Origin of the sequence: Pseudomonas sp. GL-B-19, assembly GCF_019956415.1 — a bacterium.
Classification (GTDB): Bacteria; Pseudomonadota; Gammaproteobacteria; order Pseudomonadales; family Pseudomonadaceae; genus Aquipseudomonas.
The window spans coordinates 44,435-70,332 of record NZ_JAHBDK010000017.1 but is presented as its reverse complement, the minus strand read 5'-3'; the positions used below and the strand labels follow the sequence as shown (position 1 = coordinate 70,332).

Genomic DNA, 25,898 nt, shown 5'->3' with positions numbered 1-25,898 from the left:
GGCATGCATCCTCAAGGCGAAAGTAGGTAGCCGCTGCGATAGGCTTCGGCGCCCGCGACGTGCGCGATCACCATGCCGGCAGTGGCCATGCGTCGCAGCGAGCGGGCGTACATCAGCCCGGCGGCGGTGCAATGAACGGGGGTGACGCGATCATTGATCGGGTCAATGATTTCGGCGATCAGTTGCCCGGCTTCCAGGTACTCCCCCGGCAGCGCGGTGAACACCAGCAAGCCACCGACAGGAGTGGCTACAGGTTCCACTCCCGCCAGCGGCGTGGCCGGGTAGGGCAGCTCAGGCAGTGGCGCCGGTTCGCCGGCAATGGCACCGAAGTGAATCAGGTAATCGATCAGCGCCTGGCAATCGAGGCTGGCCAGCGGATGATTGACGTCACCCTGGCCGCGCAATTCGACCGTCACCGATAAACTGCCCAGCGGAATGTCGAAGCGATCGCCGAAGCGCTCCCTCAACTGCCACCAGAGCAGGGTGAAACATTCATCGAACGATTGGCCGCCGGAATCGGTGGCCAGCAAGCTCGCCTCGGCACCGATGTATCGCGCCAAGGGCTCGACGTGCGACCAGGCTTCCGGTGTGGTGTAAAGGTGCGTGACGGCTTCGAAATCGCAATGCAGGTCCAGCACCATGTCCGCATCGCAGGCCAGGCGTTGCAGGGTCAGGCGCTGGGATTGCAGTTGGGTGCTGGCGGTTTGCTTGGCCAGGGCGTTGCGCAAACTGTCGCGGATCAGCCCGAGGTTACGCTGTGGATCGTCACCGAGTTGGCCTTCGATCTCATTGCCGACCGCTTCGCTCACATCGACGAACCAGCGATTGAAGTTCTGACCGCTTTCGAGTTCGAAGCGCCCCAGCGGAACCTCCAACAACACTTGTTCCAGACCGATCGGATTGGCCACGGGGACCAACACGATTTCGCTGCGCAGCCGGCCGGCGGCTTCGAGTTCGGCCAAGCGTTGCTTGAGGTGCCAGGCCACCAACATGCCAGGCATCTCATCGGCATGCAGTGACGACTGAATGTAGATCTTGCCTTTGGCCGACGTGGGGCCGTAATGAAAACTGTGAATCTGTCGTGCGGTCCCCGGCACCGGGGCCAGCAGGTCATGAATCTGGTGGCGCATGTCTCTTTATTCCTAAAGCGGGTCCTAGTGGCTCGGCCCGAGGAAGGCCAGCCATCGCCGTTCGGCGAGACGGAACAGGCCAACCAGCGCAAAGGTCACGGTCAGGTAGATCAGTGCGGCAATGCCGAACGACTGAAAGGTCAGGAAGGTCGCCGAGTTGGCGTCCCGAGCGACTTTCAATACGTCCGGAATGGTCGCGGTGAACGCCACGGTCGTCGAGTGCAGCATCAGGATCACTTCGTTGCTGTAATAAGGCAACGAGCGACGCAGGGCCGACGGCATGATCACGTAGGCATACAGCTTCCAGCCGGTCAGACCATACGCTTTGGCGGCTTCGACTTCACCGTGGTTCATGCTGCGAATCGCCCCGGCGAAAATCTCCGTGGTGTAGGCACAGGTGTTCAGGGCGAAGGCCAGGATGGTGCAGTTCATCGCATCGCGAAAGAACGCATCCAGCACCGGTTGGGCGCGAATGGCAGCCAGACTGTAAATCCCGGTGTAGCAAATCAGTAGCTGAATATAGAGCGGCGTACCCCGAAACAAATAGGTGTAGAACTGCACCGGCCAACGGATGTAGAAATGCGGCGATACCCGGGCGATGGACAGCGGGATCGACACCAGAAAACCGATGAAGATCGAGGCGCTGAGCAGCCACATCGTCATGGCCAGGCCGGTGATGTTGTTGCCGTCGCTATAGAGGAAAGGTTTCCAGTATTCCTGCAGAAGTTCGATCATCGTACGGCCTCCCGGGTACCGGCGGAGTAACGACGTTCAAGCCAGCGCAGAATGAAGTTGGACGCACTGGTGATTACCAGATAGATCAGCGCGGCAAGTACCAGGAAGTAAAATAGCTGATAGCTGCTTTTACCGGCGTCCTGCGCAGCCTTGACCAGATCGGCAAGGCCGATGATCGACACCAGCGCGGTGGCCTTGAGCATCACCATCCAGTTGTTACCGATACCCGGTAGGGCATAACGCATCATCTGCGGGAACACCACGATCCAGAAACGCTGGCCGCGCTTGAGGCCATAAGCGGTGGCCGCTTCGACCTGGCCCCGTGGGACGGCGAGAATCGCACCACGGAAGGTTTCGGTGAAATACGCGCCATAGATGAAGCCAAGGGTGATGACCCCGGCGCTGAATGGGTTGATCTCGATGTATTCCCATTCCATGTAATCGGTCAGCGACGTCAGCCAGGTTTGCAGACTGTAGAAAATCAGCAGCATCAGGACCAGGTCCGGAACGCCGCGAATAAGTGTGGTGTAAAGCTGGGCAGGCACGCGCATCAGTTTGACTTTTGACAGCTTGGCACTGGCGCCGAGTAGCCCGAGCAACACGGCTACCAATAGCGATAATGCCGACAACTTGATCGTCATCCAGGTGCCTTGCATCAGCAACGGACCGAAGCCCTTGAGGCTGAAGGCAGAGAGCCCCAGATTTTGTAATAGGTTTTCGAACATAAATCAGCAACCTGATCGGATGAAAAAAGCGCCCATCGCGAGATGGGCGCCGGGCATTATTTGCCGCTGAACAGATTCAGATCGCCAAAGTGTTTCTTCTGAATGGTGGCGTAGGTGCCATCATCGTGTAACGCTTTGATACCTTTATCCAAAAGTGCTTTCAGCTCGGTGTTACCTTTCTTAATGCCGACGGCAGTTTTGGCTGGTAGCAGTTCGTTGTCGACTGGCTTGCTGACATCATAGTCGGCGCCCTGTGGCGACTTCAGGAAGCCCAGTTCGGCTTGCAGCATGTCCTGAATCCCTGCATCGAGACGACCGGAAGTCAAGTCGGCATAGACCTGGTCCTGGTTGGCATAGGCCTGGGTTTTCACGCCGGCCTTGTCCAGAACGGCTTTGGCATAGGCTTCCTGAATGGTGCCTTGTTCGTAGCCGACGGTTTTGCCCTTGAGCGAAGCGACGTCCGCCGTCACACCAGAACCTTTCTTGAACACGTAGGCGGTTGGGCCGGAGAACAGCTCGCTGGAGAAGTCGATGACTTTTTCGCGGGCCGGGGTGACGGTCATCGAAGAGATCACACCGTCGAATTTATTGGCCTTGAGGCCCGGAATCATGCCGTCGAAATCGCTTTCGACCCATTTGCACTTGACCTTCAGCTCGGCGCAGATCGCGTTCCCCAGATCGATGTCGAAGCCGACCAGGCTACCGTCGGCCGCTTTGGACTCGAACGGTGCGTAGGAAGGGTCAACGCCAAAACGCAATTCTTTGTATTCCTTGGCCAGCGCGGAGCCCGCAGCCATGCACAACGCCAGTGCAGAAAAGGTCAGCAATGCTTTTTTCATTATTCAATCCCTTAAGAACCAATATGAGCGCTTGTGGCGCAGAATTATTGTTACTGGAAAGCGTAAGACCTGATGAAAGTAGCAATTTCCGAACCAGAGTCCCGAACAAGCGTTTTAAAAGGTCATACAAGAAATGACTGCGCGGCAATTGTGCACGAAAACGGGCGCCATGAAAGCGCTGCACCAAGTTGTTTCAGGATGGCACAAATCCCTGTAGGAGCGAGCTTGCTCGCGAAGAGGGAGTGTCAGCCACAACCATCTCGACTGATGCGCCCTCTTCGCGAGCAAGCTCGCTCCCACAAAGAGATCAGGTCAGCTCAGTAAATTCTGTAATGTGCCGAGGTCGTCAGCCTCTTCAACCGTCTTGTCCTGACGCCAGCGCAGCATCCTCGGAAAACGCACGGCGATCCCGCTCTTGTGTCTTTTTGACCGGGCAATGCCTTCGAACCCCAACTCAAAGACAAGGCTCGGTTTCACGCTGCTGACCGGGCCGAATTTCTCGACGGTGGTTTTGCGCACAATGTTGTCGACCTGACGGATCTCTTCATCCGTCAGCCCGGAATAGGCCTTGGCGAAGGGCACCAGGTTGCGTTCGCTGGCATCGGGCGGCGCGTCCCACACCGCGAAGGTGTAATCGCTGTAGAGACTGGCCCGTCTGCCGTGGCCGCGTTGCGCATAGATCAGCACCGCGTCGACGCTGAACGGGTCGACTTTCCATTTCCACCACACACCCATGTCTTTGGTTCGGCCGACGCCGTACAGCGCATCCCGCGCCTTGAGCATCATGCCTTCGACGCCGAGACGGCGCGAGGCTTCCCGTTGGCGAGCGAGGTCGAACCAGTTTTCGCCGGTGAGTATCGGTGAGGCGAGTAACGCCGGGCTGTTGCAGGTGGCGACGACCGTTTCCAGCTGAGTGCGACGCGTGGCCTGCGGTCGATTGCGCCAGTCGGCGCCTTGCCATTCCAGCAGGTCGTAAGCGAGGACCACCACGGGTACATCGTCGAGGATTTTTTTGCTGAGGATTTTGCGTCCGATGCGCTGTTGCAACAGGGCAAACGGTTGCGCGGCTGGCGTGGCAGGTACGGTTGGATCAAATGCATCCTCGGTGTCGGATCCGGCCGTTTTCCAGGCAACGATTTCGCCGTCGATCACGGTGCCGTCGGGCAAACCATGCACCAGATGCTCAAGTTCGGGGAAGCGTTCGGTCACCAACTCTTCACCCCGCGACCAGATCCACAGACGCCCGTCGCGCTTGACCACCTGAGCACGGATACCATCCCATTTCCATTCCACCAGCCATTGGCTCGCGGGGCCGAGCAGCACTTCAAATTGCTCGACCGGTTGCGACATCGCATGAGCCAGGAAAAACGGATAAGGCTGCCCTCCACGCTGGGCGTGTTCATCACTGGATTCAGCCGCGATCAATTTCAGGTAACTGGCAGCGCTCGGCCGATGGGACAGGTCGGTGTAACCGACCATTCGCTGGGCCACGCGCTTGCTGTCGAGCCCGGCCATGGCCGCCAGTGCGCGGGTCACCAGCAGCTTGGAGACACCCACACGAAAGCTGCCGGTGATCAGTTTGATGCAGAGCATCAGACTGGTGCGGTCCAGTTGCGACCAGAGGCTGGGCAATTGTTCGGCAAGCACTTCGGGGGGCTCACCGCGCAAGGGCAGCAGCTTGTCTTCAATCCATACCGCCAATCCGTCGGTGGAACGATACGGTGATTCGGGCAGCACCAGCGAGATGGTTTCTGCGAGATCGCCCACCGCTTGATAACTCTCTTCGAACAGCCAGGGTTGAAGGCCGGAAAACGTTACCGCCAGCTCACGCAACACACGCACGGGCACCAATTGCCGAGGTCGTCCGCCGGACAAAAAATAAACCGCCCACGCGGCGTCTTGCGGTGCAGCCTGGGAAAAGTAATGTTGCATGGCGGCCAGTTTGGCGTTGCTCGACGTGGTGGTGTCGAGTTCGGCATACAACTCGGCGAACGCCTTCATGGCAACACCTTGTCTTGCTCGGGTTCGACCCTGGCGTTTTCTTCCTCGTCGTCGCCGTACTCGGTGTTGAAACTCTGTGCATCAAGGCCCTGTTCACGCAGATGGCGCACCAGGACGGCGACCGAACCGTGGGTCACCATTACCCGCTCAGCGCCGGTTTGTTCAATGGCCCAGAGCAGACCCGGCCAATCGGCATGGTCGGACAGCACAAATCCCCGGTCGACACCGCGCCGGCGGCGGGTGCCGCGCAAGCGCATCCAGCCGCTGGCGAAGCCGTCGCTGTACTCGCCGAAACGACGCATCCAGGTACTACCGCCCGCTGACGGTGGTGCAATAACCAGCGCTTTGCGCATCATCGGGTCACTCTTTTGAACCTCGCCGGCATAGATCGTTGGCGGCAGGTAAACGCCGCTCTGGCGATAGACCTGATTGAGCGGTTCCACGGCGCCATGCACCAGAATGGGGCCGAGGCTGGGGTCGATGCCGTGGAGAATTCGCTGCGCTTTGCCGAACGAGTAGCAGAACAGCACGCTGGCCATGTCGGCGGCGGCGTTGGCCTGCCACCACTGATTGATCTCGGCAAATACCTGCGCCTGAGGTTGCCAGCGATAAATCGGCAGGCCGAAGGTCGCCTCGGTGATGAAGGTGTGGCAACGCACCGGTTCAAAGGGCGCACAGGTGCCGTCGGCTTCGGTCTTGTAATCCCCCGAGGCGACCCAGACTTCGCCACCATATTCCAGTCGCACTTGGGCCGAACCGAGCACATGGCCGGCGGGGTGAAAACTCAGGGTGACGCCATGATGTTTGAGGGGCTGACCGTACGGCAGGGTTTGCAGGTTGATGTCTGCACCGAGGCGGGCACGGAGGATGCCTTCGCCGGCTGATGCCGCCAGGTAATGTTGATTGCCGCTGCGGGCATGGTCGCTGTGAGCGTGGGTGATGACCGAGCGCTCGACAGGCCGCCACGGGTCGATATAGAAATCCCCGGCCGGGCAATACAGACCTTCAGGACGCGCGATAACAAGATCCATGTCGTTGCCAAGATGGGGGGGCTTGTTAGCTATGAGGTTGGCGTGAAGCCAGAAGTTCTATCTGAATTTCATTGAACAATCACATTCCCATGTGGGAGCGAGCCTGCTCGCGAAGGCGGTGTGTCAGTCACCAGAAATGGTGGCTGACTGGGCCTCTTCGCGAGCAGGCTCGCTCCCACAGGATCGGGGGGTTATTTGCCGGGTGTCAGGGTCAATTGCGTCTTGCCGTACACCTTGTCAAAGTTCTGTGGCTGCATCGGCAGGCTCATGTATTGCCCTTTGAGCCAAGGCTCGATGCTGTTGAGATAGTTAGGGCTGGCAGGGTTGCCCGATTGACCGGTGCTGTTCTGGCCCATCAGCGGCTCTGCCTGGCCGAAGTCCACGATAAAGCGCATGGCCGGTGCCAGCGTGGTATTGAAGTCCTGACCCCAAGCGAAGGCCGCCGTGTTCAGCGTGGTGTGGTCACCGCCCGCCGCGACCGGCCCGCGAACGGTCTGGCCGTTGGCGTTTTTCCATTCGTAGCGGTGCAGTTTGCCCCACTGCCAGGCTTTGTGATCGCCGCCCAACTGACTGTCACCGGTGCTGATCGCCGCTGCCAGACTGCGTGCGAGAATCGCAGGCTTGTCTTCTTTTTGCGGCGTGCGCGCGTCATCCCAGAACGGGCTGTCTTCGCGCCCCAGCAGATGATCGGCTTGAGCGGCGTAGGACAACTTGCCGTTGGCCACGAAGGCTTTCCACGCCGGGCTGCTTTGCGGGCCGAGTTCGTCGAGGAAGATTTGTTTCATGCTTTCCTGCAGGAACAATTCATACATCGCTGCATCGGCGGAGGTCGCGGCGAGCTTGCCGTCGAACGCTATCAGGCGCGTATACGCCTCGTGAGCCTTAGCTCGATCGGCAACCGGCAACGCTTCAATCGCCTGCTTGAGTGGCTGGGCCATGCCCGGGGCTTCAAACATTTTCTTCAGTTTGGCGGCGAAAGTGGTGGTCTGGTCATACTGCATCACGATCACGCTACGCGTGTCGTGTTTGCCCGCGCCCGCCAGTTCGGCCAGGCGTTCGCCACGCTCCGGTGCCGCCCAGGAATTGGACAATTGCATGCCGTAGCCATGGGGAATGACGCGCTGGTTGGCGGTGCCGAGCCAGCCTTGGGCCGGGTCCTGGTCGTAGGGATGCAGCATCGGGTCGGCGTAACCGTCCCAATCGTAGCGACCTTCCCAACCCGGCGACGGCAGCAGGCCTTCGCCTTCGCGGCGGTTCGGGTAGCGGCCGGTGACTTGCCAGGCGATGTTGCTGGCGTCGGCGAAGACCAGGTTCAGTGCGATGGCGCGGATTTCGCGGCTGGCATCCGACGCTTTCTCGACGGTCTGGGCCCGGGACAGGTCGAAAAAAGCGTCCAGGGTTTTGTCGTCGGTGAAGTTCGGCATTTGCAGGGCCAGACCGAAACCGTTCGCCAGTGTCGTGCCTTGGGCACTGTTGAGCAGCGGACCGTGACGGGTTTCGTACACTGCTTCGCGAACTGGCCGCTGGCCTTTGACAAAGTAGGTTTCGTTGCGCACGACTGCGGGCTGCCATTTGCCGGCCACTTCGTACGTGAGGCCGTTGCCTTGGCGTTTGATTTTTTCCAGGAACAGGTCCTGGTTGTCGCCCATGACCGCGGTCATGCTCCAGGCCACTTTGCCGTTGAAACCTCCGAGCACCATTGGCAATCCGGCAATGGTCACGCCCGAGGCCTGATATTTCGGCGCGCGGATCTGCACGTAACTGAACAATGACGGCACACCGAGCGAACCATCACTGTCGCTGGCCAGCAGGCTTTTGCCACTGCGGCTGCGTTGCGGGCCGATCGCCCAGTTGTTTGACGAGCCGGCGCCCAACAGATTCAGGTCGGACAGTTGGCCCGTGGCTTTATTGATCTCGGCCAACCCAGGGATGGCCCCATTGAGCTTGATGCCTTGCAGTTTTTCGGCTTCAGCCAGCGGCAGCTTTTCATCGGGCGCGGACGGCGTCAGCCAGGCAAGTTTGTCGGTGGTGACGGTCTGAGCCAGCATCAACGAGGAAATTTCTTCCGGCAAGTTGGCTGATTGGCTGAAGTTCAGCAGGCAGAAAATCAGCGCCGAATCTTCCGGTTTCCAGTATTCCGGCTTGTAACCGGTGGCCGCGAGGTCCGCCGGCAGCTTGTCGCGGTAGCGGAACAGGTAGGCGTTGACGCCGCGAGCATAGACTTCGAAGAAGCGTTTGAGGCGTGGCGAAGAAGCTTTATACAGCTCGCCGGCATTTTTTTTCAGGTTGACCGCGCGCATATAGCGGTCGGCATCCAGCAAGTCAGCGCCGGACATTTGCGCCAGACGACCTTCGGCCAACAGGCGCAACGTCACCATTTGCGTAATGCGATCGCTGGCATGGACGTAACCCAAGGCGAACAACGCGTCGTGGTAGCTGTTGCTTTCGATCAGCGGCATGCCCATGGCATTGCGACGTACCGAAACGTTCTGCGCCAAGCCCTTGAGCGGCTGCACACCGGAGGTCGGCGGAAGGGTGTCCTGAGCGTTCATGGTCTGACAACCGGTCAGGCTCAAAACACTGGCTACTGCTGCGGCAACGCCGAACCGGGGAAGAAAATGTGTAAGGGCTGGCGAGGCCATGGCAAAGCTCCTGCGGGGGTAGAGGCGCAATAAAGGCGCTACGTTAGTGAGCAGGAGGAGGGCGCGCAAGCGGCGGGCGGGGTTATTTCAGGATTTGTCTGATTGAACTGTCGCAATACGGTCGGGAAGTCCTCCAGTGTTCAATGACTTGCCTGTTAGAGGAGGTGATGCTGAAGTGCGTGAAATTCAATGATCCCCCGCATGAGAGAAACCGGCATGGAGCTCAAGACCCACGCAGCGCTGATCATCATTGATCAACAAAAAGGCATTCTGCATCCGCGACTCGGTCGCCGAAATAATCCACAGGCCGAGGAACGAATCCTTGATTTGTTGGCGTTTTGGCGTCGAACCGGGCGACCGGTGATTCATGTGCAGCACCTGTCGCGCTCGCCGGACTCAGTGTTCTGGCCGCAGCAATCAGGCGTGGAATTTCAGCAACGGTTTGAGCCAATGACTGGCGAACAGCTGATCCAGAAACAGGTGCCGGATGCTTTTTGTGCAACGGGGCTGGAGGCACGTTTGCGCGAGGCGGGAATTGATCAATTGGTGATTGTTGGCGTCGCAACCAACAACTCGGTGGAGTCCACTGCGCGAACAGCCGGGAATCTGGGGTTTGAAACGTGGGTGGCGGAGGATGCGTGTTTTACCTTCGATAAGGCGGATTATTTTGGTAATGCCCGATCAGCCGAAGACGTGCATGCGATGTCGCTGGGGAATTTGCACGGGGAATATGCGACGGTCGTCAGCACTGCGCAGATCCTGAAGGGGTGACTTCAAGTCAGTCATCGCGAGCAGGCTCGCTCCCACAGGGAAACGCGGTCCAGTGTGGGAGCGAGCCTGCTCGCGAAGGCGATTCAACAGGCGAAAAATATCTTCGCCCGAAGCATCAAGCGCCGTGGCACTTCTTGAATTTCTTGCCGTTGCCGCATGGGCAAGGGTCGTTGCGGCCGACGTCTTTAAGGGCGTTGCGCACCGGTTCCTGGGGGGCGTGGCCACAGTTCGGGCCGTGAACATGGCCATGGTCGTGATCATGGTGGTCGTGATGGTCATGATCGTGGTTGCAGTCAGGGCCATGGACGTGGGGTTGCTGGGTCATCGGGGTTGCTCCGGAATTAAATCGGCGGCGATTATCACGCCATTGCGCGCCAGGTGCACGTCATGAGGGATGAAAAAACCGGTTTTCAGTTCACCTTCCAGACGATAGGGAATGGGTTGGTCGGGTTTTTTCAGCATTTTCACCAGGTCTCGTACCTTGGGCCACAGGTTGGTGCGGATCGGCACTTTTACGTAGGCGCTGTGTTTGGGGCCGATCGTGAACCAGTTGTCGTACTCGCCTTCGGTCAGCAGGATGTCGCCCAAGTGAATGCGGTATTCGAGGCTGCGCACGATCAAGTCGTTGTCGTTGGGGTTGTCGATACGAAAGTGCAGGAGAAATTGCTGTTCCAGCAGTTTTGCCCGCACGACTTCAACTTTGACCAGATGTACCTCGGGGTCCGGCTCATCATCTTCGAACCAGGACGCACAGCTGGTGAGCCCCAAAAACAGAAGCAGGCTGAGCAGATAAAGTGCGTGTCGCCGGGTGATCATGGTCGTGTATCTCCCTTCAACCTGCTACAGGGCGTCACCTCAATTGTTGAAATAACCCGCACAACACTTCTTGAATTTTTGCCCGCTGGCGCATGGGCAAGCGTCATTGCGCCCGGCCTTGAGTTGCACGGTGGGGTCGATGAAGTACCAGTGGCCGGCGTTCTGCACGAATGACGAGCGCTCGCGGTGGCTGTGTTCGCCGCTGCCATCGTGCCAGCGCGCGGTAAAGGTCACGAAGGCGTGTTCCGGCTGGCCGCCAAAGACTTCGGAGCTTTCGACTTCCAGGCCCAGCCAGGTGCTTTGCGCACTCCAGTCGCTGATGGACTGACGATTCAGGCCGGCCTGTTGCGCCGGCAGGGTGGTCGCCACCAGGTAGTCGATCAGCCCCAACACGTAGGCGCTGTAGCGTGAACGCATCAAGGCTTCGGCGCACGGCGCCGGATGCCCGGCATGGTAATGACCGCAACAGGCATCGAGCAGGGTGCCGCTGCCACAAGGGCAAATGGATGTACTCATTGCATTACCACCAATATTTCCCGAAGTTTTCCGGATTGGCCCAAAAACGTGAGTTGAGCCAGTCGGGTACTTGCTTGTATTCAAGCAGATCGTAGGTGAACAGGGTCAACACTTGCTCGTCACGCTGGAAGCGCTCGCTCGCTTGCAGGGCCAGGGAGAAGAAATCCGTCTCCTGCCAACCGCTGGCCGACAGGTCCGCCAGCACGGCAATGCGGCTGGCGTTGAGGTTGCGGATCCCGCCGAGCAGGTTCAGGCCATCGCGCTTGGGCAGATGTTCCAGGCAATCGACCGCCAGCGCCAGGTCAAACCGGCGCGCCGCCAGTTCCTCCGGCAACGGCCCCGGTGCCGCATGGGCCACACACGTATCCGGGTGGGCAAGCTTGAATGCCTCCAGCGCGGGGAACTCACTGGCGCCGATCAACAAGAGCTGCGCGGGGGCGTAACGGTCCAGCAAAGCAGCCAGCGCCTGCTGCGGCGTGCGCGAAGAAATACCTGCAATCATCAAAGATCCTCAATCAGAGCGCCAAGACTAGCCTGCCTGAACGTGCGGGCCTAGCGCAGGTTTATAGCAAATACGCCAATCCGTGGTGAACACCTTTAAAACAGCCATGGCCTGTTGCTGGCGCAGATTAATACTCGGGTCTTTACTACCAGAATCGGTTCTAAGCCGATCCCTCAGGAGAAAACTAGATGAGCATAGTTCGGACAGCATTACCCTTGGTTCTGCTAACCAGTGTGTTGACTGGTTGCGCAGGTTTGCAGAAAACCGACTGGCCGACCTGTGCGTTGGTCGGTGGTGTCGTGGGTGCGGGTATCGGCGCGACCGAGAGCTCGGCATGGGCAGGCTATGGTGCGCTGCTTGTCGGCGGCACGGCAGCGGCCTATTGCTGGGTGCACGGTGACGGCGACGAAGATGGCGATGGTGTACCGGACAGCCGCGACAAGTGCCCAGGCACACCTCACGGCGTGAAAGTCGATGCCAACGGTTGCCCTCCACCTGCGCCAGTGGTCGAAGAGGCCGTTGTGGTCAAGGAAGAAACGATCGTCATCCGCGATGTTCACTTCCAGTTTGACAAAGCTACGCTCACCGCATCTGACAAAGAGGTACTCAACAAGATTGCCACTCGCTTGAAAGCGGAAGCACCTACTGCTCAATTGACTGTTACCGGTTATACCGACAGCGTGGGCAGCGATGCCTACAACCAGAAACTGTCGGATAAACGCGCTCACTCGGTGGTTGAATACCTCATCGAGGAAGGCGTGCCACGCAGCAGCTTCGTGTCTGTGGTCGGTGCGGGTGAAAGCAATCCGGTCGCCGATAACAAAACTGCTGACGGCCGCGCGATGAACCGTCGCACGGAAATCCATATCACTCGCTAAGCCCCTCCGCTCCGCGGCTTGTGCAGTCGCGGATGCGGGTCTTTACTCCTGTGTAACCGGTATAAACCGGTAACACAGGAGCTTTCAATATGAGCGTTCTCACAAGGACCGTCCTGCCGGTTCTGCTGCTTGGCAGCCTGTTGACCGGTTGCGCAACTCACAGTGATGGCACTGCCCCTCTCAATCAAGAAAACTGGCCGATCTGCAGCGTCATTGGCGGTCTTGTGGGCGGAGGTTTGGGCGCCATCGAAAGTGGTGCATGGGCGGCCGGAGGCGCAGCGCTCGGAATCTTGACCGGCGGCTTGATCTGTTACGCCCAGGATGGCGACCAAGATGGCGATGGTGTCTTCGATCGACGTGATCGTTGCCCCGATACTCCTGCCAATACGCCCGTCGAACAACATGGTTGTCCGCAGCCGCAATACCCCGGCGGCGTGAAAGAACCTGTTGTGCAATCGGAAGTCATCACCCTCAGCGATGCGGGCGATGTGCTGTTTGCCACCAACCAATCTGACCTGACCCCCGCAGCGAAGAGTCAGCTGGATGCCTTGATGTCCAGGTTGCAAGGCGCCGATGTGTTGAGTATCAAGGTGGTCGGCCATACCGACAACGTCGGCTCCGATGCCTACAATCAGGCGCTTTCGGAACGTCGCGCCGCCAGCGTGGCGGACTACCTGCTGAGTCAGGGCGTGGCGCCGAACAAAGTTACCAGTGAAGGCAAGGGCGAAAGTGAGCCTGTAGCTGATAACGATACAGAAGAAGGGCGCGCGAAAAACCGCCGCGTGGATTTGCACATCAATTTGACCTGAGCCACGAAATACAGCCGTCGACCACCCGTGCGGCGGAACGACGGCCATTGGGCGGTCTGCATCAAGATTTTTCTGTTGTCCTCTGGCGTATTCCTCGTGGAAGCCGTTACTGTGCTCGCAAAGAATAATGATCAGCGGGGGAGCGTATGAAGGTGTTTTGGGGGCTGGGGAAGTTATTGACCCTGCTGTTCTGGTTGGTGGTGCTGGTCAATCTGCTCACGCCATTTATCTATCCGCTGCACTCGTTGGTCGATCTGGCCGGTGGCGTGCTGGCACTGTTCCATCTTCTGGAACTGGTGTTCTGCAACCGCAGCCTCAAAGGCCGCGCCCATCCTTGGCGTGATCGCCTTCAGATTGCCATTTTCGGCGTGTTTCACCTGCAAACCCTCCCGGCTCCCTCCGCATCGAAGGCTTCCCATGCGTAATCTCTGTCTGCTCGCCGCTTTTATCAGTCCACTGGCTTGCGCTCAGGTTGTCAGTGTCGAAACCAACTCGCTGATGCGCCTGCCCAACACGGCCAGCACCTTGCAACTTGAACGGCTGGTAGTCGCCGATTACGGCACGTTGCTTATCCCTTCGAATGTAACCGAAGTGACGGTGGGCGAGTTGCATCTGGGGCGTGAGGCGCGAATTGCCATCGTGCCGAGTGAGCAGGCGCTGGAATTGAAAGTCCTGCGCGCCGAGTTGTCGGAAGGCAGTCAGATTACCGCGAGGGGCGCGCCAGGCAGCTTCCAGAAAGCGGCACGGTCGGGGCGTAACCTGAACTTGCAGATCAAGGCACTGAAAGCACCGCAACTGTCGGTAGATGCTCGCGGCGGCGCGGGCGCACCGGGTTTTTTTGGACTTGATGGCGGCAATGGCCAGGCACCGGGTTGCACCTGGGGGCAGGCTGGTCGCGGTGCCGATGGCAACGATGGCAGTGATGGTCAGCCGGGTGCTTCCGGTGCGCAGGTAAGGCTGGAAGTGCCGCGCGAATACCCGGCGGATAAAATCAAGGTGCAGGTGGCGGGAGGTGCCGGTGGACTTGCAGGTCCTGGCGGTAAACCAGGGGCCGGTGGCAAGGCCAAGGGCTGTCTCGTGTACACCACCGAGGGTGGCAAGAGTGGCCGGCCGGGTGCTGATGGTCAGCCAGGCCCTACCGGTGCGGCGGGTTCGGTGACGGTTCAACGGTTGTAAGCAGTTTCCGAAAGGTTTGCCGACTGAACGATACCCATCGCGAGCAGGCTCGCTCCCACAATGGATAGTGTGATCCCTGTGGGAGCGAGCCTGCTCGCGATGGCATTCGATCAGACAATACTTTTTTAGAAGATAGGTCGCGCCGCAGCAATCGCCACCAGCAACAAACCCACCAGCAGATTAATCCCCACCAACCGCCGGATTCTCCCTAGCACCGCCGCCCCTGCCGGCCAATCCTGTGCCGTCACCGCCGTGCGCAACTCCGGCAACATCAATGCCTGAATCCGGATAAACAGCGCGGTCATCACCACGTATAACCCCATCATCACCTGCACATAGCGCGGCGCGGTCTCGAACCCGATGTGTTGCAGATGAATCATGCCGACACCGCTGATCGGCAACAGCACCACCGCGACCCAGACCCAGCGGAAAAACCCTTGAAACACTTCCACCCACAGCTTCAACCGGGCGGGGCCCTCCAGCGTCTTCATTGCGGCGGGGCGCAAGACCATCCAGGCGAAAAACATGCCCCCCACCCACACCAGGGCGGACAGGACATGCAGGGTATAAACGATGCCAAAAGGTGTCATTGGGGTACTCCGTTCTGCGCGGGATTAATTAGCGGGGTATGATAGCTGCCCATTCGGGGGGCGTTCTCAGTTAGTTTCCGCGCCGCGCCGGGTCTGTTGTTGTGCAGGGCAAGGCGCGAGAAGCGTGGTTTGGTCATTCCAAATAAGCTTCGAGCAACGCAGCCCTGCACAACAGCAGACCCGGCCCTTCGGGTTGTGCCTTAAAGCGGGCCAGCCTGCGTTGCAGGCCTTGGAAAGGGAACAACCATTACCAGCGGCCTGCGCCTTGCCTGGCCCGCTTTAAGGCGACAACGCGGCGTGGAAACTAATTGAGAACGCCCCCCAAACCACTGAAAATTTATCCAGCGTTTTTTGCGCCCGACAATCCATGATCAGCACCGAACTCAAAACCACGATCCAGGGCGCCTACTCGCGTTTTCTCGAAGCCAAGAGCCTCAAGCCGCGCTACGGCCAACGCCTGATGATCGCCGAAATCGCCAAAGTCCTCGGTGACATCGACACCGACGACGAAGGCCGGCGCAGTGGCGACCCCGCGATTGTTGCGGTGGAAGCCGGCACCGGTACCGGTAAAACCGTGGCCTACAGCCTGGCGGCGATCCCGACCGCCAAGGCTGCCGGCAAACGCCTGGTGATTGCCACGGCCACCGTGGCCCTGCAAGAGCAGATCGTCTACAAGGATTTGCCTGACCTGATGCGCAACAGCGGGCTGAATTTCAGCTTCGCGTTGGCCAAGGGACGTGGGCGTTACATGTGCCTGTCCAAGCTCGACATGCTGCTGCAGGAAGGCCACGCACAAACCGCTACCGCGCAGTTGTTCGAAGAAGAAGGCTTCAAGATCGAGGTCGACGAGGCCAGTCAGAAGCTGTTCACCAGCATGATCGAAAAACTCGCCGGCAATAAATGGGACGGCGACCGCGACAGTTGGTCCACGGCCCTGGAAGACGCCGACTGGGCGCGTCTGACCACCGATCACAGCCAATGCACCAACCGTCATTGTCCGAACTTCGGCCAGTGCGCCTTCTATAAGGCCCGCGAAGGCATGGGCAAGGTCGACGTCATTGTCACCAACCACGACATGGTGCTGGCCGACCTGGCCTTGGGCGGCGGTGCCGTTCTGCCGGACCCGCGCGATACCATCTACGTTTTCGACGAAGGCCACCACCTGCCGGACAAGGCCATCGGCCACTTCGCCCATTACACGCGCCTGCGTTCCACCGCCGACTGGCTGGAAACCACCGCGAAAAACCTCACCAAATTGCTCGCCCAGCACCCGCTGCCCGGCGACTTGGGCAAGCTGATCGAGCAAGTGCCGGAACTGGCCCGCGAGATCAAGACCCAGCAGCAATTCATGTTCACCGCCTGTGAACAGGCCGCCGATTTCAAACCCGGCGAAGACGTCGAAGGTCGCGAGCGGCCGCGTCACCGATTCGTTGGCGGGGTGATTCCCGAGCACATGCGCGAGATGGGCATCGAGTTGAAGAAGGGCTTTGCCCGTCTGACCGACCTGTTCACCCGGCTCACCGAGTTGCTCAAGGAAGGCATGGACGGCGAGGTCAACATCGGCATCGCCAGCAATCAGGCCGAAGAGTGGTATCCGCTGTTTGGCAGCCTGTTGTCCCGTTCCTCGGGCAATTGGGAATTGTGGGTGGCGTTCACCGCTGAAGACCCGGAAGACAACCCGCCCATGGCCCGTTGGCTGACGTTGGCCGAAAGCGGTTCGCTGTTCGACATCGAAGTTAACGCCAGCCCGATCCTCGCGGCGGAAATGCTCCGGCGTAATCTGTGGAACGTGGCTTACGGTGCCTTGGTGACCTCGGCAACGCTGACGGCCCTCGGCACCTTCGACCGTTTCCGCATGCGCGCCGGCCTGCCGAAAAAAGCCGTGACCGCCGTGGTTCCAAGCCCGTTCCACCACGCCGATGCCGGCGTGCTGCGAGTACCGGATCTGAAAGCCGATCCGCGGGATGCACCGGCTCACACGGCCGCGATCATTCGTGATCTGCCGCAACTGGTTGAGGGCTCGCGGGGTACGCTGGTGTTGTTCTCTTCCCGCAAGCAAATGCAGGACGTGTTCGACGGCCTCGACCGCGACTGGCGCAAGCAAGTGTTCATTCAAGGCAACCTGTCGAAGCAGGAAACATTGAACAAGCACAAGGCACGCGTCGATGGCGGGGACTCCAGTGTGCTGTTCGGCCTCGCGAGTTTCGCCGAAGGGGTCGACTTGCCGGGCGCGTACTGTGAGCACGTGGTGATTGCGAAGATCCCGTTCTCGGTGCCGGACGATCCCGTCGAAGCGGCTCTGGCGGAATGGATCGAAGCCCGAGGCGGCAATCCGTTCATGGAAATTTCCGTGCCCGATGCCTCGCTGAAACTGGTCCAGGCCTGCGGTCGCTTACTGCGCACCGAAGAAGACCGCGGCACCATCACCTTGCTGGATCGACGTCTGGTCACCCAGCGCTACGGCAAAGCCATCCTCAATGCGTTGCCGCCATTCCGTCGCGAAATTTCCTGATACACCGGTGGGCACATTTGCCCACCGCGTTGTCTATCTCTCTACCATCGCTTTTCCACTGACCATTGAAGGTCGTTAGGGAGATCCACGTTCCTATGATTCGCCGTTCGTTGCCCGCTGTATTTGCCCTGATGTTCACAGCCCCTTTGCTGGCGGCCCCCGCCGGCCAACAGACGCTGTTCAACTTTGTACGCCCTGCCGATGTGGTCCAGGTGACGACTCAGGATGCCAGCCTGCCGCAATCCAATGCGGAGCAAACAGCCGAAGGCGAAGTCTTGCGCCGTGTCACTTTCAACCCGGTGGCGCAGCCGAGTTTGCGACTGACGCCGCAAAGCGGTGCCTGGGACTGGTCGCAGTCGGGCGTCATGAGCCTGCGGATTCAGAGTGCGATGGACTGGGCCGTGACCCTTTACGTAAAAATCCAGAGCAATGACGGCAAGACACTGTTCAGTCGTGTCGATTTACCGGCCGGCCCTGCGCAAACCTTGCTGGTGCCGCTGGTGGCAAGCTCACCCTTGAGCCAAGGCATGAAAGCCGGGCCCCCCATGCCGATGACGGTCGACGGGCAGCGCATTTTGCTGGCCAGCAGCGCCGGGCAACTGGATCGTGGTCAGGTGGTGTCGGTGACCTTGTCGATGGATCAACCGAAAGTCGCCCAGAACATTTTGCTGGAACGTTTTGGCGTACAGGACGGCGAGGCCGTGATCCAGGCTGTTTATGGTGGATTGGTGGACGCTTACGGTCAGTCGACCCGGGCCAAATGGCCGGAAAAGGTCAGCAGCGATGAACAACTCAAAAACGCCGCAGCCAAGGAACAGCAACAACTGAAAACCTGGCTGACCGAGCGCGAAAAATCATCCCTGGACACCTTCGGTGGCTGGACCAAAGGCCCGACGTTCAAGGCCAGCGGTTTCTTCCGCACCGAAAAGCGCGACGGTCGCTGGTATCTGGTGACCCCGCAAGGGCATCCGTTCTATTCGCTTGGGGTCAACACTGTGACCCCGGACGTTAACCAGACTTACGTCGCCGGTCGCGAGTGGATGTTCGAGTCCCTGCCGAAACCCGACGAAGCGCTGGCCAATCATTTTGGTGAAGGTAGCAACCGCGGGGGCAATGGTGCCGATCAGGGCCGTAGCTACGACGCCGGTCGCTGGTACGACTTTTACGGCGCCAACTTGCAACGTCTGTATGGCGAACCCTGTGCATTGGGAAGCGACACCAAGGCTGGCGTCGCCGCAGCGGCCAAGGCTGACGCGGTCGAAGCGACGGTCGAGAAGGCCGCCGAGCCAGCTGTGATCCCGTCGACCGCCGAAGCCGGTGTTGCCGAAGCCGCCAAGACTGGCGCCGTCGACGCGACTGAGGCGAAAGCGGCTGAGAACAAACCGGCCGAACCCTGCAAAGCGGTGGTGGATGAACAACGCTGGACCGGCCACACCCTGGATCGCCTGCAAGCCTGGGGGTTCAACACCATTGGCAATTGGAGCGCTGCGGCGCTAGGCAATGCTGATCGAGTGCCCTACACCTTGCCGCTGTCGATCGTCGGCGATTACGCGAGCATCAGCACCGGCACCGACTGGTGGGGCGGCATGCCCGACCCGTTCGATCCGCGTTTCGCAATGGCCACCGAACGTGCCGTGGCCATTGCCGCCCGCGACCACCGCGACGATCCGTGGCTGATCGGCTACTACGCCGACAACGAATTGGCCTGGGCCGGTCCCGGTGATGACCCGAAAGCCCGTTACGCCTTGGCTTACGGCACCTTGAAAATGACCACCGACGTGCCGGCCAAACGTGCGTTTCTCAAGCAACTGCGGGACAAATATCGCAATCAGGCGGGGCTGTCCAAAGCGTGGGGCATTGACTTGCCGGCGTGGGAATTGATGGAAGACCCGGGCTTCGTGCCGCCGCTGCCCAGCGCTGAACACCCGGAAATCGAGGCCGACTTCAAATACTTCCAGAAGGTCTTCGCCGACACCTATTTCAAAACCATCTCCGATTCGCTCAAGTGGCATGCGCCGAACCAGCTGTTGCTGGGCGGCCGCTTCGCCATCAGCACCCCGGAAGCCGTGGCCTCCTGCGCCCAGTATTGCGACGTGTTGAGCTTTAACATGTACACCCTGAAACCGCAGGACGGTTACGACTTCGCCAAGTTACGCAGCCTCGACAAACCGGTGCTGATCACCGAATTCAACTTCGGCTCGACGGATCGCGGCCCGTTCTGGGGCGGTGTGACACAACTGGCGAAGGAAGAAGACCGTGGGCCGGCCTACGCGAACTTCCTTAAACAAGCGCTGAGCGAACCTTCGATTGTCGGTGTGCACTGGTTCCAGTACCTGGACCAACCCGTGACCGGGCGTTTGCTGGATGGTGAGAATGGTCACTTTGGTCTGGTGGGCATCACCGATCTGCCGTTCCAGGGGTTTGTCGAGTCTGTGCGCAAGAGCAACCTGGCGACTGTCGACCAGTTGGGCAAAGCAGCCGAGAAAGCGGCGGCCGAGGCCGACAAAGCCAGCCACGATGCCGAAGGTGGCAGAAAGGCCGAGGCCGGCAAAGGCCCGGGGAAGGGCGTCGGGCATGCGGGTGGGCATTCGGGTAATGGTCATTAAGAACTGAAACCGAGTCATCGTTCATCGCGAGCAGGCTCGCTCCCACAGGGGGGCTTTGGTGTGACTGAGATCCAGTGTGGGAGCGACGGTGCGACGATTCGACCTGCTCGCGATGACGTCCGCCAAGTCGCCAAACATTTCTGATCCAATCCATGGTCAACCGACCGCCCGGCCCAGCCCTGTTCCCAAAACCCTCAAGGGCTGGAACAATGCGGGCCACTTTGTATAGCGATTATCCGGGAGCAATGCGGGTGCAGATTCAGGGTCATTACGAGCTTAAGTTCGAAGCGGTGCGCGAAGCTTTCGCGGCGCTGTTCGACGATCCTCAGGAACGTGGCGCAGCCTTGTGCATCCAGATCGGTGGCGAAACCGTCCTCGACCTCTGGTCCGGCACCTGCGACAAGGACGGCAGCGAAGCCTGGCACAGCGACACCATCGCCAACCTGTTCTCCTGCACCAAGACGTTCACCGCCGTTACGGCCCTGCAATTGGTCGCTGAAGGCAAGTTGCAACTGGACGCACCGGTTGCCCGCTACTGGCCCGAATTTGCCGCGGCTGGCAAAGAATCCGTGACCCTGCGTCAGTTGCTCTGCCATCAGGCAGGCTTGCCGGCGTTGCGCGAATTGCTGGCGCCGGAAGCGCTTTACGATTGGCAAACCATGGTCGATGCCCTGGCGGCCGAAGCACCGTGGTGGACGCCGGGTCAAGGCCACGGCTATGCCGCGATCACATACGGCTGGCTGGTGGGCGAGTTGCTGCGCCGCGCCGACGGTCGTGGGCCGGGCGAGTCCATCGTGGCGCGGATTGCGAAGCCATTGGGGCTGGATTTTCACGTCGGCCTGGCCGATGAAGAGTTCCATCGCGTGGCGCACATCGCCCGTGGCAAGGGTAACGTCGGCGATGCCGCCGCCCAGCGCTTGTTGCAAGTAACCATGCGCGAGCCAACTGCAATGACCACCCGCGCCTTTACCAATCCGCCGTCGATCATGACCAGTACCAACAAGCCCGAGTGGCGGCGCATGCAGCAACCCGCCGCCAACGGCCATGGCAATGCGCGCAGCCTGGCAGGTTTCTACGCCGGCCTGCTCGATGGCAGCCTGCTGGAAAGCGAAATGCTCGATGAGCTGACCCGCGAACACAGTCTCGGCGACGACAAGACTTTATTGACCCGGACCCGATTCGGTCTGGGTTGCATGCTCGATCAACCGGACGTACCTAATGCCACTTACGGCCTCGGCCCACGTGCGTTCGGTCATCCGGGCGCTGGCGGCTCCATCGGTTTTGCTGACCCGGAACGCGATGTGGCCTTCGGTTTTGTGACAAATACCCTGGGGCCGTACGTCTTGATGGATCCACGCGCGCAAAACCTTGCGCGAGTACTGGCCACTTGTCTGTAAAACCGGCTGCCGGGTTCCAGAACGGAACCCGGCAGCCTTTTCTGTTTCAAAGCGTCAGTTTGTGCGGGCCGATCTGGTCTGACTTTTCATTACTTCAACTTTGTGGATATCCAATGTCATCCAAACCAACTCTCGCCCTGGCCCTGTGCTTCGCAATCACCGGTTGCGCACAGACCCCACAAAGTGATTCCGATGGCGGCAGCTGGTGGCCGTTCGGCTCCTCCGACAAAGTCGCCGCTAAAGAACCCACCCCGGCCCCGGTCCCACTGAAGCCTGCTGCTACTGCCCCGGTTGCAAAAACCGAAAGCACCAGCCCTTGGTATTGGCCGTTCGGCGGCAGCGAGAAGAGCGCCGCCAAAGCCGTGCCGATGCCAGACCCAAAAGTCACCCAGGCCTGGCTCGATGAGTACGAGCCGCGCCTGCGCGAAGCGATCAAGGACAGCAACCTGAAACTTGAGCGCCGTGAAAACGTATTGGTGGTCATCGCGCCGGTAGAAGGCTCGTTCAACCCGGATCGTCCGGCCATGCTGCTGCCGGTCACCCTCGGCCCGTTCACCCGTGTTGCGAAAATCCTCGAAGTCGACCCGAAAACGGCCGTTCTGGTCCTGGGCCACAGTGATACGTCGGGCGCCGCACCGGCCAACGTGAAACTGAGCCAGGAACGTGCTCAAGCAGTGGCCGCGATTTTCCGCCTCAGCGGTTTGCAGCGTGATCGCCTGATGCTCCGCGGCATGGGCGGTGACGCCCCGCGTGCGGCTAACGACAGTGTCGAAGGTCGTGCCTTGAACCGTCGCGTGGAATTGCTGGTGACTCCGCAAAACACCATGGTGGCGCTGCTAGCCAAGTACAACATGCCGGCCCCGGCGCCAGTGTCCACGGTCGCAGCCAAGGACATCAAGCCAGTGGCCACCCCGGCCAAACCGGTCACCCCGGCGCCTGCCGCGAAGAAAGCGGCTGTACCTGCCACGAAAAAGGCCCCGGCCAGCAAAGCCACCGCCAAGAAAGCGCCGGCTAAAACCGCAACGCCGGCGAAGAAAACGACTCCGGCCAAAGCGGCTGCCGACACCAAGAAAGCCGACGTCGCCGCTGACGCCACCAAAAAGTGATTCGTTAACCAAAAGGAATGCGCCATGACCCAGCGCCTGGCTGATATGCGTCGTGACTACACCCGTGATGGCCTGACCGAGGCTCAAGCCCCGGCTGAGCCGTTCGGGCTGTTCCACCAGTGGTTTGCCGATGCGGTGAAAACCGAGCAAGCGCCGGTGGAGGCTAACGCCATGACCTTGGCGACGGTCGATCAGGATGGTCGGCCACATTGCCGCATTCTGTTGCTCAAAGGTTTGGACGCACAGGGCTTTACGTTCTTCACCAATTACGAAAGTGCCAAGGGACAGCATCTGGCGGCGAATCCGTTCGCAGCCATGACCTTTTTCTGGCCGGCCCTGGAGCGCCAAGTGCGCATCGAAGGTCGGGTGGTGAAGGTCACGCCTGAAGAGTCCGACGCCTATTTCCAGGTTCGTCCGTTGGGCAGCCGACTTGGTGCCTGGGCTTCACCGCAGAGCCAGGTGATTGCGGATCGTGCGGAACTGGAAGCTCTGCTCAAGAACACCGAACAACGTTTCAGCGACACTGCGCCACACTGCCCAGATCACTGGGGCGGTTACCGCTTGCTGCCGGAGCGCATCGAATTCTGGCAAGGTCGCGCGAGCCGCCTGCATGATCGCCTCAACTACCGCTTACAGGGCGCCGACTGGATTCTTGAACGTCTGGCACCTTAGGCAGTCTACCGTTCGGGATACCGTGCAGCAGCGGCGTCAAGCCACTGCTGCAGGTCCCGACGCTTGATTTTCTGTGCTTGAGCGTTTGCCAGTTGCTGGAGCATGAACGCTTTCTTCTGCTCGTCTTCCCCAGCCAGGGCCAACGCCAGGTCGCGATCCATCCAGCGTTTTATCCGCAGGTACAGCCACCCGTGGAAGTACAGACCCGCGACAGTCGTGACGACAATGATGAAGTAGTCCATGAAAATCCTTGGGGCGGCGTGGATTGCGGAAATTGCCGCTAACCGGTTGGTGAGTTTTCGGGACGCCTGTACCGGTCCTGAATCAAACCACTTTTATCCGGGCGATGCCGTGACACACGTCAAGCTGCGGGGTTTAATGAACACCTGTCCTTTGGAGTTGATGCTATGCGTAAGTCTGTTTTGTTGGTTGCTTCCTTTTCCACGATGGCGATGTTGCTCACTGGCTGCCAATCGAGCCTGACCGGTGACTCCTACTCCCGTGATGAAGCGCGTCGTGTACAAACGATTCGCATGGGCACCATCGAAGCGCTGCGCCCGGTGAAAATCGAAGGCACCAAAACCCCAATCGGCAGCGCCGCTGGCGCAGTCGTGGGTGGTGTAGGCGGTAGTTCCATTGGTGGCGGCAAAGGCAGCATTGTCGCGGCTGTCATCGGCGCAGTCGCCGGCGGCCTGGTGGGCTCTGCGGCCGAAGAAGGCCTGACCCGCACCCAAGGCGTAGAAATCACCGTTCGCGAAGACGACGGCAGCATGCGCGCCTATGTTCAGCAGGTTCAGGAGAATGAAGTATTCCGCGTTGGCGAGCGGGTGCGGATTGCTACTGTTGATGGGACTAGCCGCGTTTCGCACTAAGCGGGAATGGGTAAAGGAAAACCCTGATCAGGTGACTGGTCGGGGTTTTTTGTGTCTGGTGTCGTCAGCTATGTCAGATTCAATATCTTAGTCGTTGCTACAGAGTCCCATGTAGTACATCAGATCTTCTCTGATGGGGTCGCCGACCAAGTCCATAATCACACTGGCTTGGTCGGGAGAGAGTGTGTGCTCACCCATAGGTACATCCCACAAGGTTGACCAGCCCATGACTTTTAACACTGCCGTCTCCAAGGCTTGTGGCACATCCTTTTCATATTGCAATGAATTATCGGGATTCGGCTCCGGGTAAAATCCGGTGATTGAGATAAATATCATTCTTTTCCCTCATTATTACTTTGTAGATGTCCGTCTTTCTGGTTTTGCTTTTCCGGTCTGTTCGCCAGTTTTTGCATCAAATTTCCCTAAATGATCGCCCGCCCAGTTGTACACTTCGACAGCTCCATGTTGGTAATCCCACTCATAAATGCGCTTCTTACTTTCCCAGCGTTTTCGATTTCCTTTTGTCTGAACAGGATCGCATCAGGGAATGCCGGTAGAGTCTTTGGCGGAGGATGATAACTGTGGTCACCACTGATAGGCCTCGCCACTACCACGTATAAAGGCTTCACCCCAGAGTCCGCCGGAAACACAAGAATGAAATCCTTGTACTCAGGCGGATACACCGGGTTCACGATAATGCTGTCCGCCGCCGGCATCGGCGGATACACCCAGATATGCGGCGCTTGCGGTGCCGCCTCCAGTGCTGGAATGCCGAGGATGTCCGAGCCATCCACCGCCGGTGTCCAGATCAGTTCAACACCCTCTCCCAGATCCGCCACCTGCTGACTGCCGCGCAGTGTGAACTGCACGACATCCACCATTTCCCAATCGCGATTCTTGCCGGTGTAAAAGCCGTAGCCCTTGAGACTGCCATCCGCCTGTTGCTCGACCTGCAAACGAACGCGCGTTCTGGCCTGCTTGAGGGCGCGCAATTGGTCTTCGGTATAGAGCGCGCTGTCGGCGAGACTCGGCGTCCAGAACAAGGCGACGACACCGGCCAGCGCAGCAGCTCCCGCAGCGCCAAGCGACAAGGCCGGAGCAGCGAGCGTCGGGGCACTAAGCGCAAGCCGGCCAATACCGAGCGAGACGGTACTGCCACTTATGGTTTCAAGATTCAGCAGCCCGGCGTCATCTGCTTTGCGAGCACCGAGCCAGGCGATTTCGCCATAGTGCTTGAGACTGTCAGTCGGAACGACGCCTGAAGGATTCGAGTAATCAATGATGGCGTCGGGAAGTTTGCAGGACTTGGCGAAGACGCATCCCGCGCGAGCGATTTCGGCCTTTTTCGCCGAGACCTGAAGACGATCTTCAAAAGCCTGCTGCCGGGCGAGCATGGCGTCGTAAGCGCGTTGTCGCGCCTCGCGCTCGGCCAGTTCGGTAGCGGTCATGAAGCGGTGGGTGACGTGATGACCGTCACCGGAGGGTGGGTTTTTAACCCGAGGAACGTCCTTGTTGCCAGCCACTGATCTTCCTTGCGTTCGTCCGTCGACAGCTCCCGAAGAGGAGCTATGC

Annotated in this window: 25 protein-coding genes and 1 pseudogene; 11 read left to right on the top strand and 15 right to left on the bottom strand. The window is 59.5% G+C overall.

Annotated elements, in window-relative coordinates; all coding sequences use genetic code 11:
• Positions 1-11: 11 nt before the first annotated feature.
• From KGB06_RS05215 to KGB06_RS05185, 7 genes are all read right to left on the bottom strand, one after another.
• Positions 12-1,130: a succinylglutamate desuccinylase/aspartoacylase family protein gene (locus KGB06_RS05215; RefSeq protein WP_223512285.1), complete on the bottom strand. Its 1,119-nt coding sequence runs from the start codon at positions 1,128-1,130 to the stop codon at positions 12-14.
• Between the two features lie 24 nt (positions 1,131-1,154).
• Positions 1,155-1,865, bottom strand: coding sequence for an ABC transporter permease (locus tag KGB06_RS05210; RefSeq protein ID WP_223512284.1), 711 nt, complete (start codon positions 1,863-1,865; stop codon positions 1,155-1,157).
• Positions 1,862-2,590 carry an ABC transporter permease gene (locus tag KGB06_RS05205; protein ID WP_046029301.1) on the bottom strand — a complete coding sequence of 243 codons (729 nt, stop codon included), beginning with the start codon at positions 2,588-2,590 and terminating at the stop codon, positions 1,862-1,864. The genes KGB06_RS05210 and KGB06_RS05205 overlap by 4 nt, the downstream gene beginning before the upstream one ends.
• A gap of 56 nt (positions 2,591-2,646) precedes the next feature.
• The gene (locus tag KGB06_RS05200) at positions 2,647-3,429 is read right to left on the bottom strand and encodes a transporter substrate-binding domain-containing protein (protein ID WP_223512283.1); all 783 of its coding nucleotides are present in this window, start codon (positions 3,427-3,429) and stop codon (positions 2,647-2,649) included.
• A 312-nt stretch (positions 3,430-3,741) separates the two neighbouring features.
• Positions 3,742-5,430: an ATP-dependent DNA ligase gene (locus KGB06_RS05195; RefSeq protein WP_223512282.1), complete on the bottom strand. Its 1,689-nt coding sequence runs from the start codon at positions 5,428-5,430 to the stop codon at positions 3,742-3,744.
• Positions 5,427-6,461, bottom strand: coding sequence for a ligase-associated DNA damage response exonuclease (locus KGB06_RS05190; protein ID WP_223512280.1), 1,035 nt, complete (start codon positions 6,459-6,461; stop codon positions 5,427-5,429). The genes KGB06_RS05195 and KGB06_RS05190 overlap by 4 nt, the downstream gene beginning before the upstream one ends.
• A gap of 191 nt (positions 6,462-6,652) precedes the next feature.
• Entirely contained in the window at positions 6,653-9,103 is a 2,451-nt protein-coding gene (locus tag KGB06_RS05185) for a penicillin acylase family protein (RefSeq protein WP_223512279.1), read from the bottom strand.
• A gap of 216 nt (positions 9,104-9,319) precedes the next feature.
• Here KGB06_RS05185 and KGB06_RS05180 point away from each other — a divergent pair, with 216 nt between their 5' ends.
• Positions 9,320-9,874, top strand: a complete 555-nt coding sequence (locus KGB06_RS05180) for a cysteine hydrolase family protein (RefSeq protein WP_223512278.1) — start codon at positions 9,320-9,322, stop codon at positions 9,872-9,874.
• 115 nt (positions 9,875-9,989) lie between these two features.
• Here KGB06_RS05180 and KGB06_RS05175 read toward each other — a convergent pair whose 3' ends face one another.
• Genes KGB06_RS05175 through KGB06_RS05160 form a run of 4 tightly spaced genes read right to left on the bottom strand, consistent with a single transcriptional unit; the run spans position 9,990 to position 11,708 of the window.
• Positions 9,990-10,199 carry an SEC-C metal-binding domain-containing protein gene (locus KGB06_RS05175; protein WP_150780435.1) on the bottom strand — a complete coding sequence of 70 codons (210 nt, stop codon included), beginning with the start codon at positions 10,197-10,199 and terminating at the stop codon, positions 9,990-9,992.
• Positions 10,196-10,690 (bottom strand): LEA type 2 family protein, encoded by a 495-nt coding sequence (locus tag KGB06_RS05170; protein WP_223512277.1) that lies wholly within the window; start codon positions 10,688-10,690, stop codon positions 10,196-10,198. The genes KGB06_RS05175 and KGB06_RS05170 overlap by 4 nt, the downstream gene beginning before the upstream one ends.
• A 39-nt stretch (positions 10,691-10,729) precedes the next feature.
• Positions 10,730-11,206: a YchJ family protein gene (locus KGB06_RS05165; RefSeq protein ID WP_223512276.1), complete on the bottom strand. Its 477-nt coding sequence runs from the start codon at positions 11,204-11,206 to the stop codon at positions 10,730-10,732.
• 4 nt (positions 11,207-11,210) lie between these two features.
• Positions 11,211-11,708 carry a DUF6231 family protein gene (locus tag KGB06_RS05160; RefSeq protein WP_046029312.1) on the bottom strand — a complete coding sequence of 166 codons (498 nt, stop codon included), beginning with the start codon at positions 11,706-11,708 and terminating at the stop codon, positions 11,211-11,213.
• Between the two features lie 188 nt (positions 11,709-11,896).
• Here KGB06_RS05160 and KGB06_RS05155 point away from each other — a divergent pair, with 188 nt between their 5' ends.
• The 4 genes from KGB06_RS05155 (at position 11,897) to KGB06_RS05140 (ending at position 14,571) form a co-directional block, all read left to right on the top strand.
• The gene (locus KGB06_RS05155) at positions 11,897-12,586 is read left to right on the top strand and encodes an OmpA family protein (protein ID WP_223512275.1); all 690 of its coding nucleotides are present in this window, start codon (positions 11,897-11,899) and stop codon (positions 12,584-12,586) included.
• An 89-nt stretch (positions 12,587-12,675) separates the two neighbouring features.
• The gene (locus tag KGB06_RS05150) at positions 12,676-13,395 is read left to right on the top strand and encodes an OmpA family protein (RefSeq protein WP_223512274.1); all 720 of its coding nucleotides are present in this window, start codon (positions 12,676-12,678) and stop codon (positions 13,393-13,395) included.
• 146 nt (positions 13,396-13,541) lie between these two features.
• Positions 13,542-13,820, top strand: a complete 279-nt coding sequence (locus tag KGB06_RS05145) for a DUF1145 domain-containing protein (RefSeq protein WP_223512273.1) — start codon at positions 13,542-13,544, stop codon at positions 13,818-13,820.
• Positions 13,813-14,571, top strand: a complete 759-nt coding sequence (locus KGB06_RS05140) for a collagen-like protein (RefSeq protein ID WP_223512272.1) — start codon at positions 13,813-13,815, stop codon at positions 14,569-14,571. Before KGB06_RS05145 ends, KGB06_RS05140 begins: the two co-directional genes overlap by 8 nt.
• Positions 14,572-14,696: 125 nt before the next feature.
• Here the strand turns inward: KGB06_RS05140 and KGB06_RS05135 are convergent, their stop codons facing one another.
• Positions 14,697-15,161: a CopD family protein gene (locus KGB06_RS05135; protein ID WP_223512271.1), complete on the bottom strand. Its 465-nt coding sequence runs from the start codon at positions 15,159-15,161 to the stop codon at positions 14,697-14,699.
• 367 nt (positions 15,162-15,528) lie between these two features.
• Here KGB06_RS05135 and dinG point away from each other — a divergent pair, with 367 nt between their 5' ends.
• The 5 genes from dinG to pdxH all read left to right on the top strand — a co-directional run bounded on the left by dinG (position 15,529) and on the right by pdxH (position 23,454).
• The gene (gene dinG / locus KGB06_RS05130; RefSeq protein ID WP_223512269.1) at positions 15,529-17,673 is read left to right on the top strand and encodes an ATP-dependent DNA helicase DinG; all 2,145 of its coding nucleotides are present in this window, start codon (positions 15,529-15,531) and stop codon (positions 17,671-17,673) included.
• Positions 17,674-17,768: 95 nt separating this feature from the next.
• Positions 17,769-20,279 (top strand): beta-galactosidase, encoded by a 2,511-nt coding sequence (locus KGB06_RS05125; protein WP_223512267.1) that lies wholly within the window; start codon positions 17,769-17,771, stop codon positions 20,277-20,279.
• Positions 20,280-20,530: 251 nt separating this feature from the next.
• The gene (locus KGB06_RS05120; protein ID WP_223512365.1) at positions 20,531-21,676 is read left to right on the top strand and encodes a serine hydrolase domain-containing protein; all 1,146 of its coding nucleotides are present in this window, start codon (positions 20,531-20,533) and stop codon (positions 21,674-21,676) included.
• Positions 21,677-21,789: 113 nt separating this feature from the next.
• Positions 21,790-22,782 carry an OmpA family protein gene (locus KGB06_RS05115; protein ID WP_223512265.1) on the top strand — a complete coding sequence of 331 codons (993 nt, stop codon included), beginning with the start codon at positions 21,790-21,792 and terminating at the stop codon, positions 22,780-22,782.
• A gap of 24 nt (positions 22,783-22,806) precedes the next feature.
• Positions 22,807-23,454 (top strand): pyridoxamine 5'-phosphate oxidase, encoded by a 648-nt coding sequence (pdxH, locus tag KGB06_RS05110; protein ID WP_223512263.1) that lies wholly within the window; start codon positions 22,807-22,809, stop codon positions 23,452-23,454.
• A gap of 5 nt (positions 23,455-23,459) precedes the next feature.
• On the opposite strand, the gene KGB06_RS05105 is transcribed toward pdxH, so the two are convergent.
• Positions 23,460-23,696, bottom strand: coding sequence for a hypothetical protein (locus KGB06_RS05105; RefSeq protein ID WP_223512261.1), 237 nt, complete (start codon positions 23,694-23,696; stop codon positions 23,460-23,462).
• A gap of 165 nt (positions 23,697-23,861) precedes the next feature.
• On the opposite strand from KGB06_RS05105, the gene KGB06_RS05100 reads away from it, so the two are divergent.
• A complete protein-coding gene (locus tag KGB06_RS05100) occupies positions 23,862-24,326 on the top strand; it encodes a glycine zipper 2TM domain-containing protein (RefSeq protein ID WP_223512259.1) in 465 nt (154 codons plus the stop codon).
• Positions 24,327-24,413: 87 nt separating this feature from the next.
• Here KGB06_RS05100 and KGB06_RS05095 read toward each other — a convergent pair whose 3' ends face one another.
• Together KGB06_RS05095 and KGB06_RS05090 are read right to left on the bottom strand one after the other, a co-directional pair.
• Positions 24,414-24,662: a pyocin S6 family toxin immunity protein gene (locus KGB06_RS05095; protein ID WP_223512257.1), complete on the bottom strand. Its 249-nt coding sequence runs from the start codon at positions 24,660-24,662 to the stop codon at positions 24,414-24,416.
• Between the two features lie 15 nt (positions 24,663-24,677).
• A pseudogene (locus KGB06_RS05090) lies at positions 24,678-25,849 on the bottom strand (S-type pyocin domain-containing protein).
• Positions 25,850-25,898: the final 49 nt, after the last annotated feature.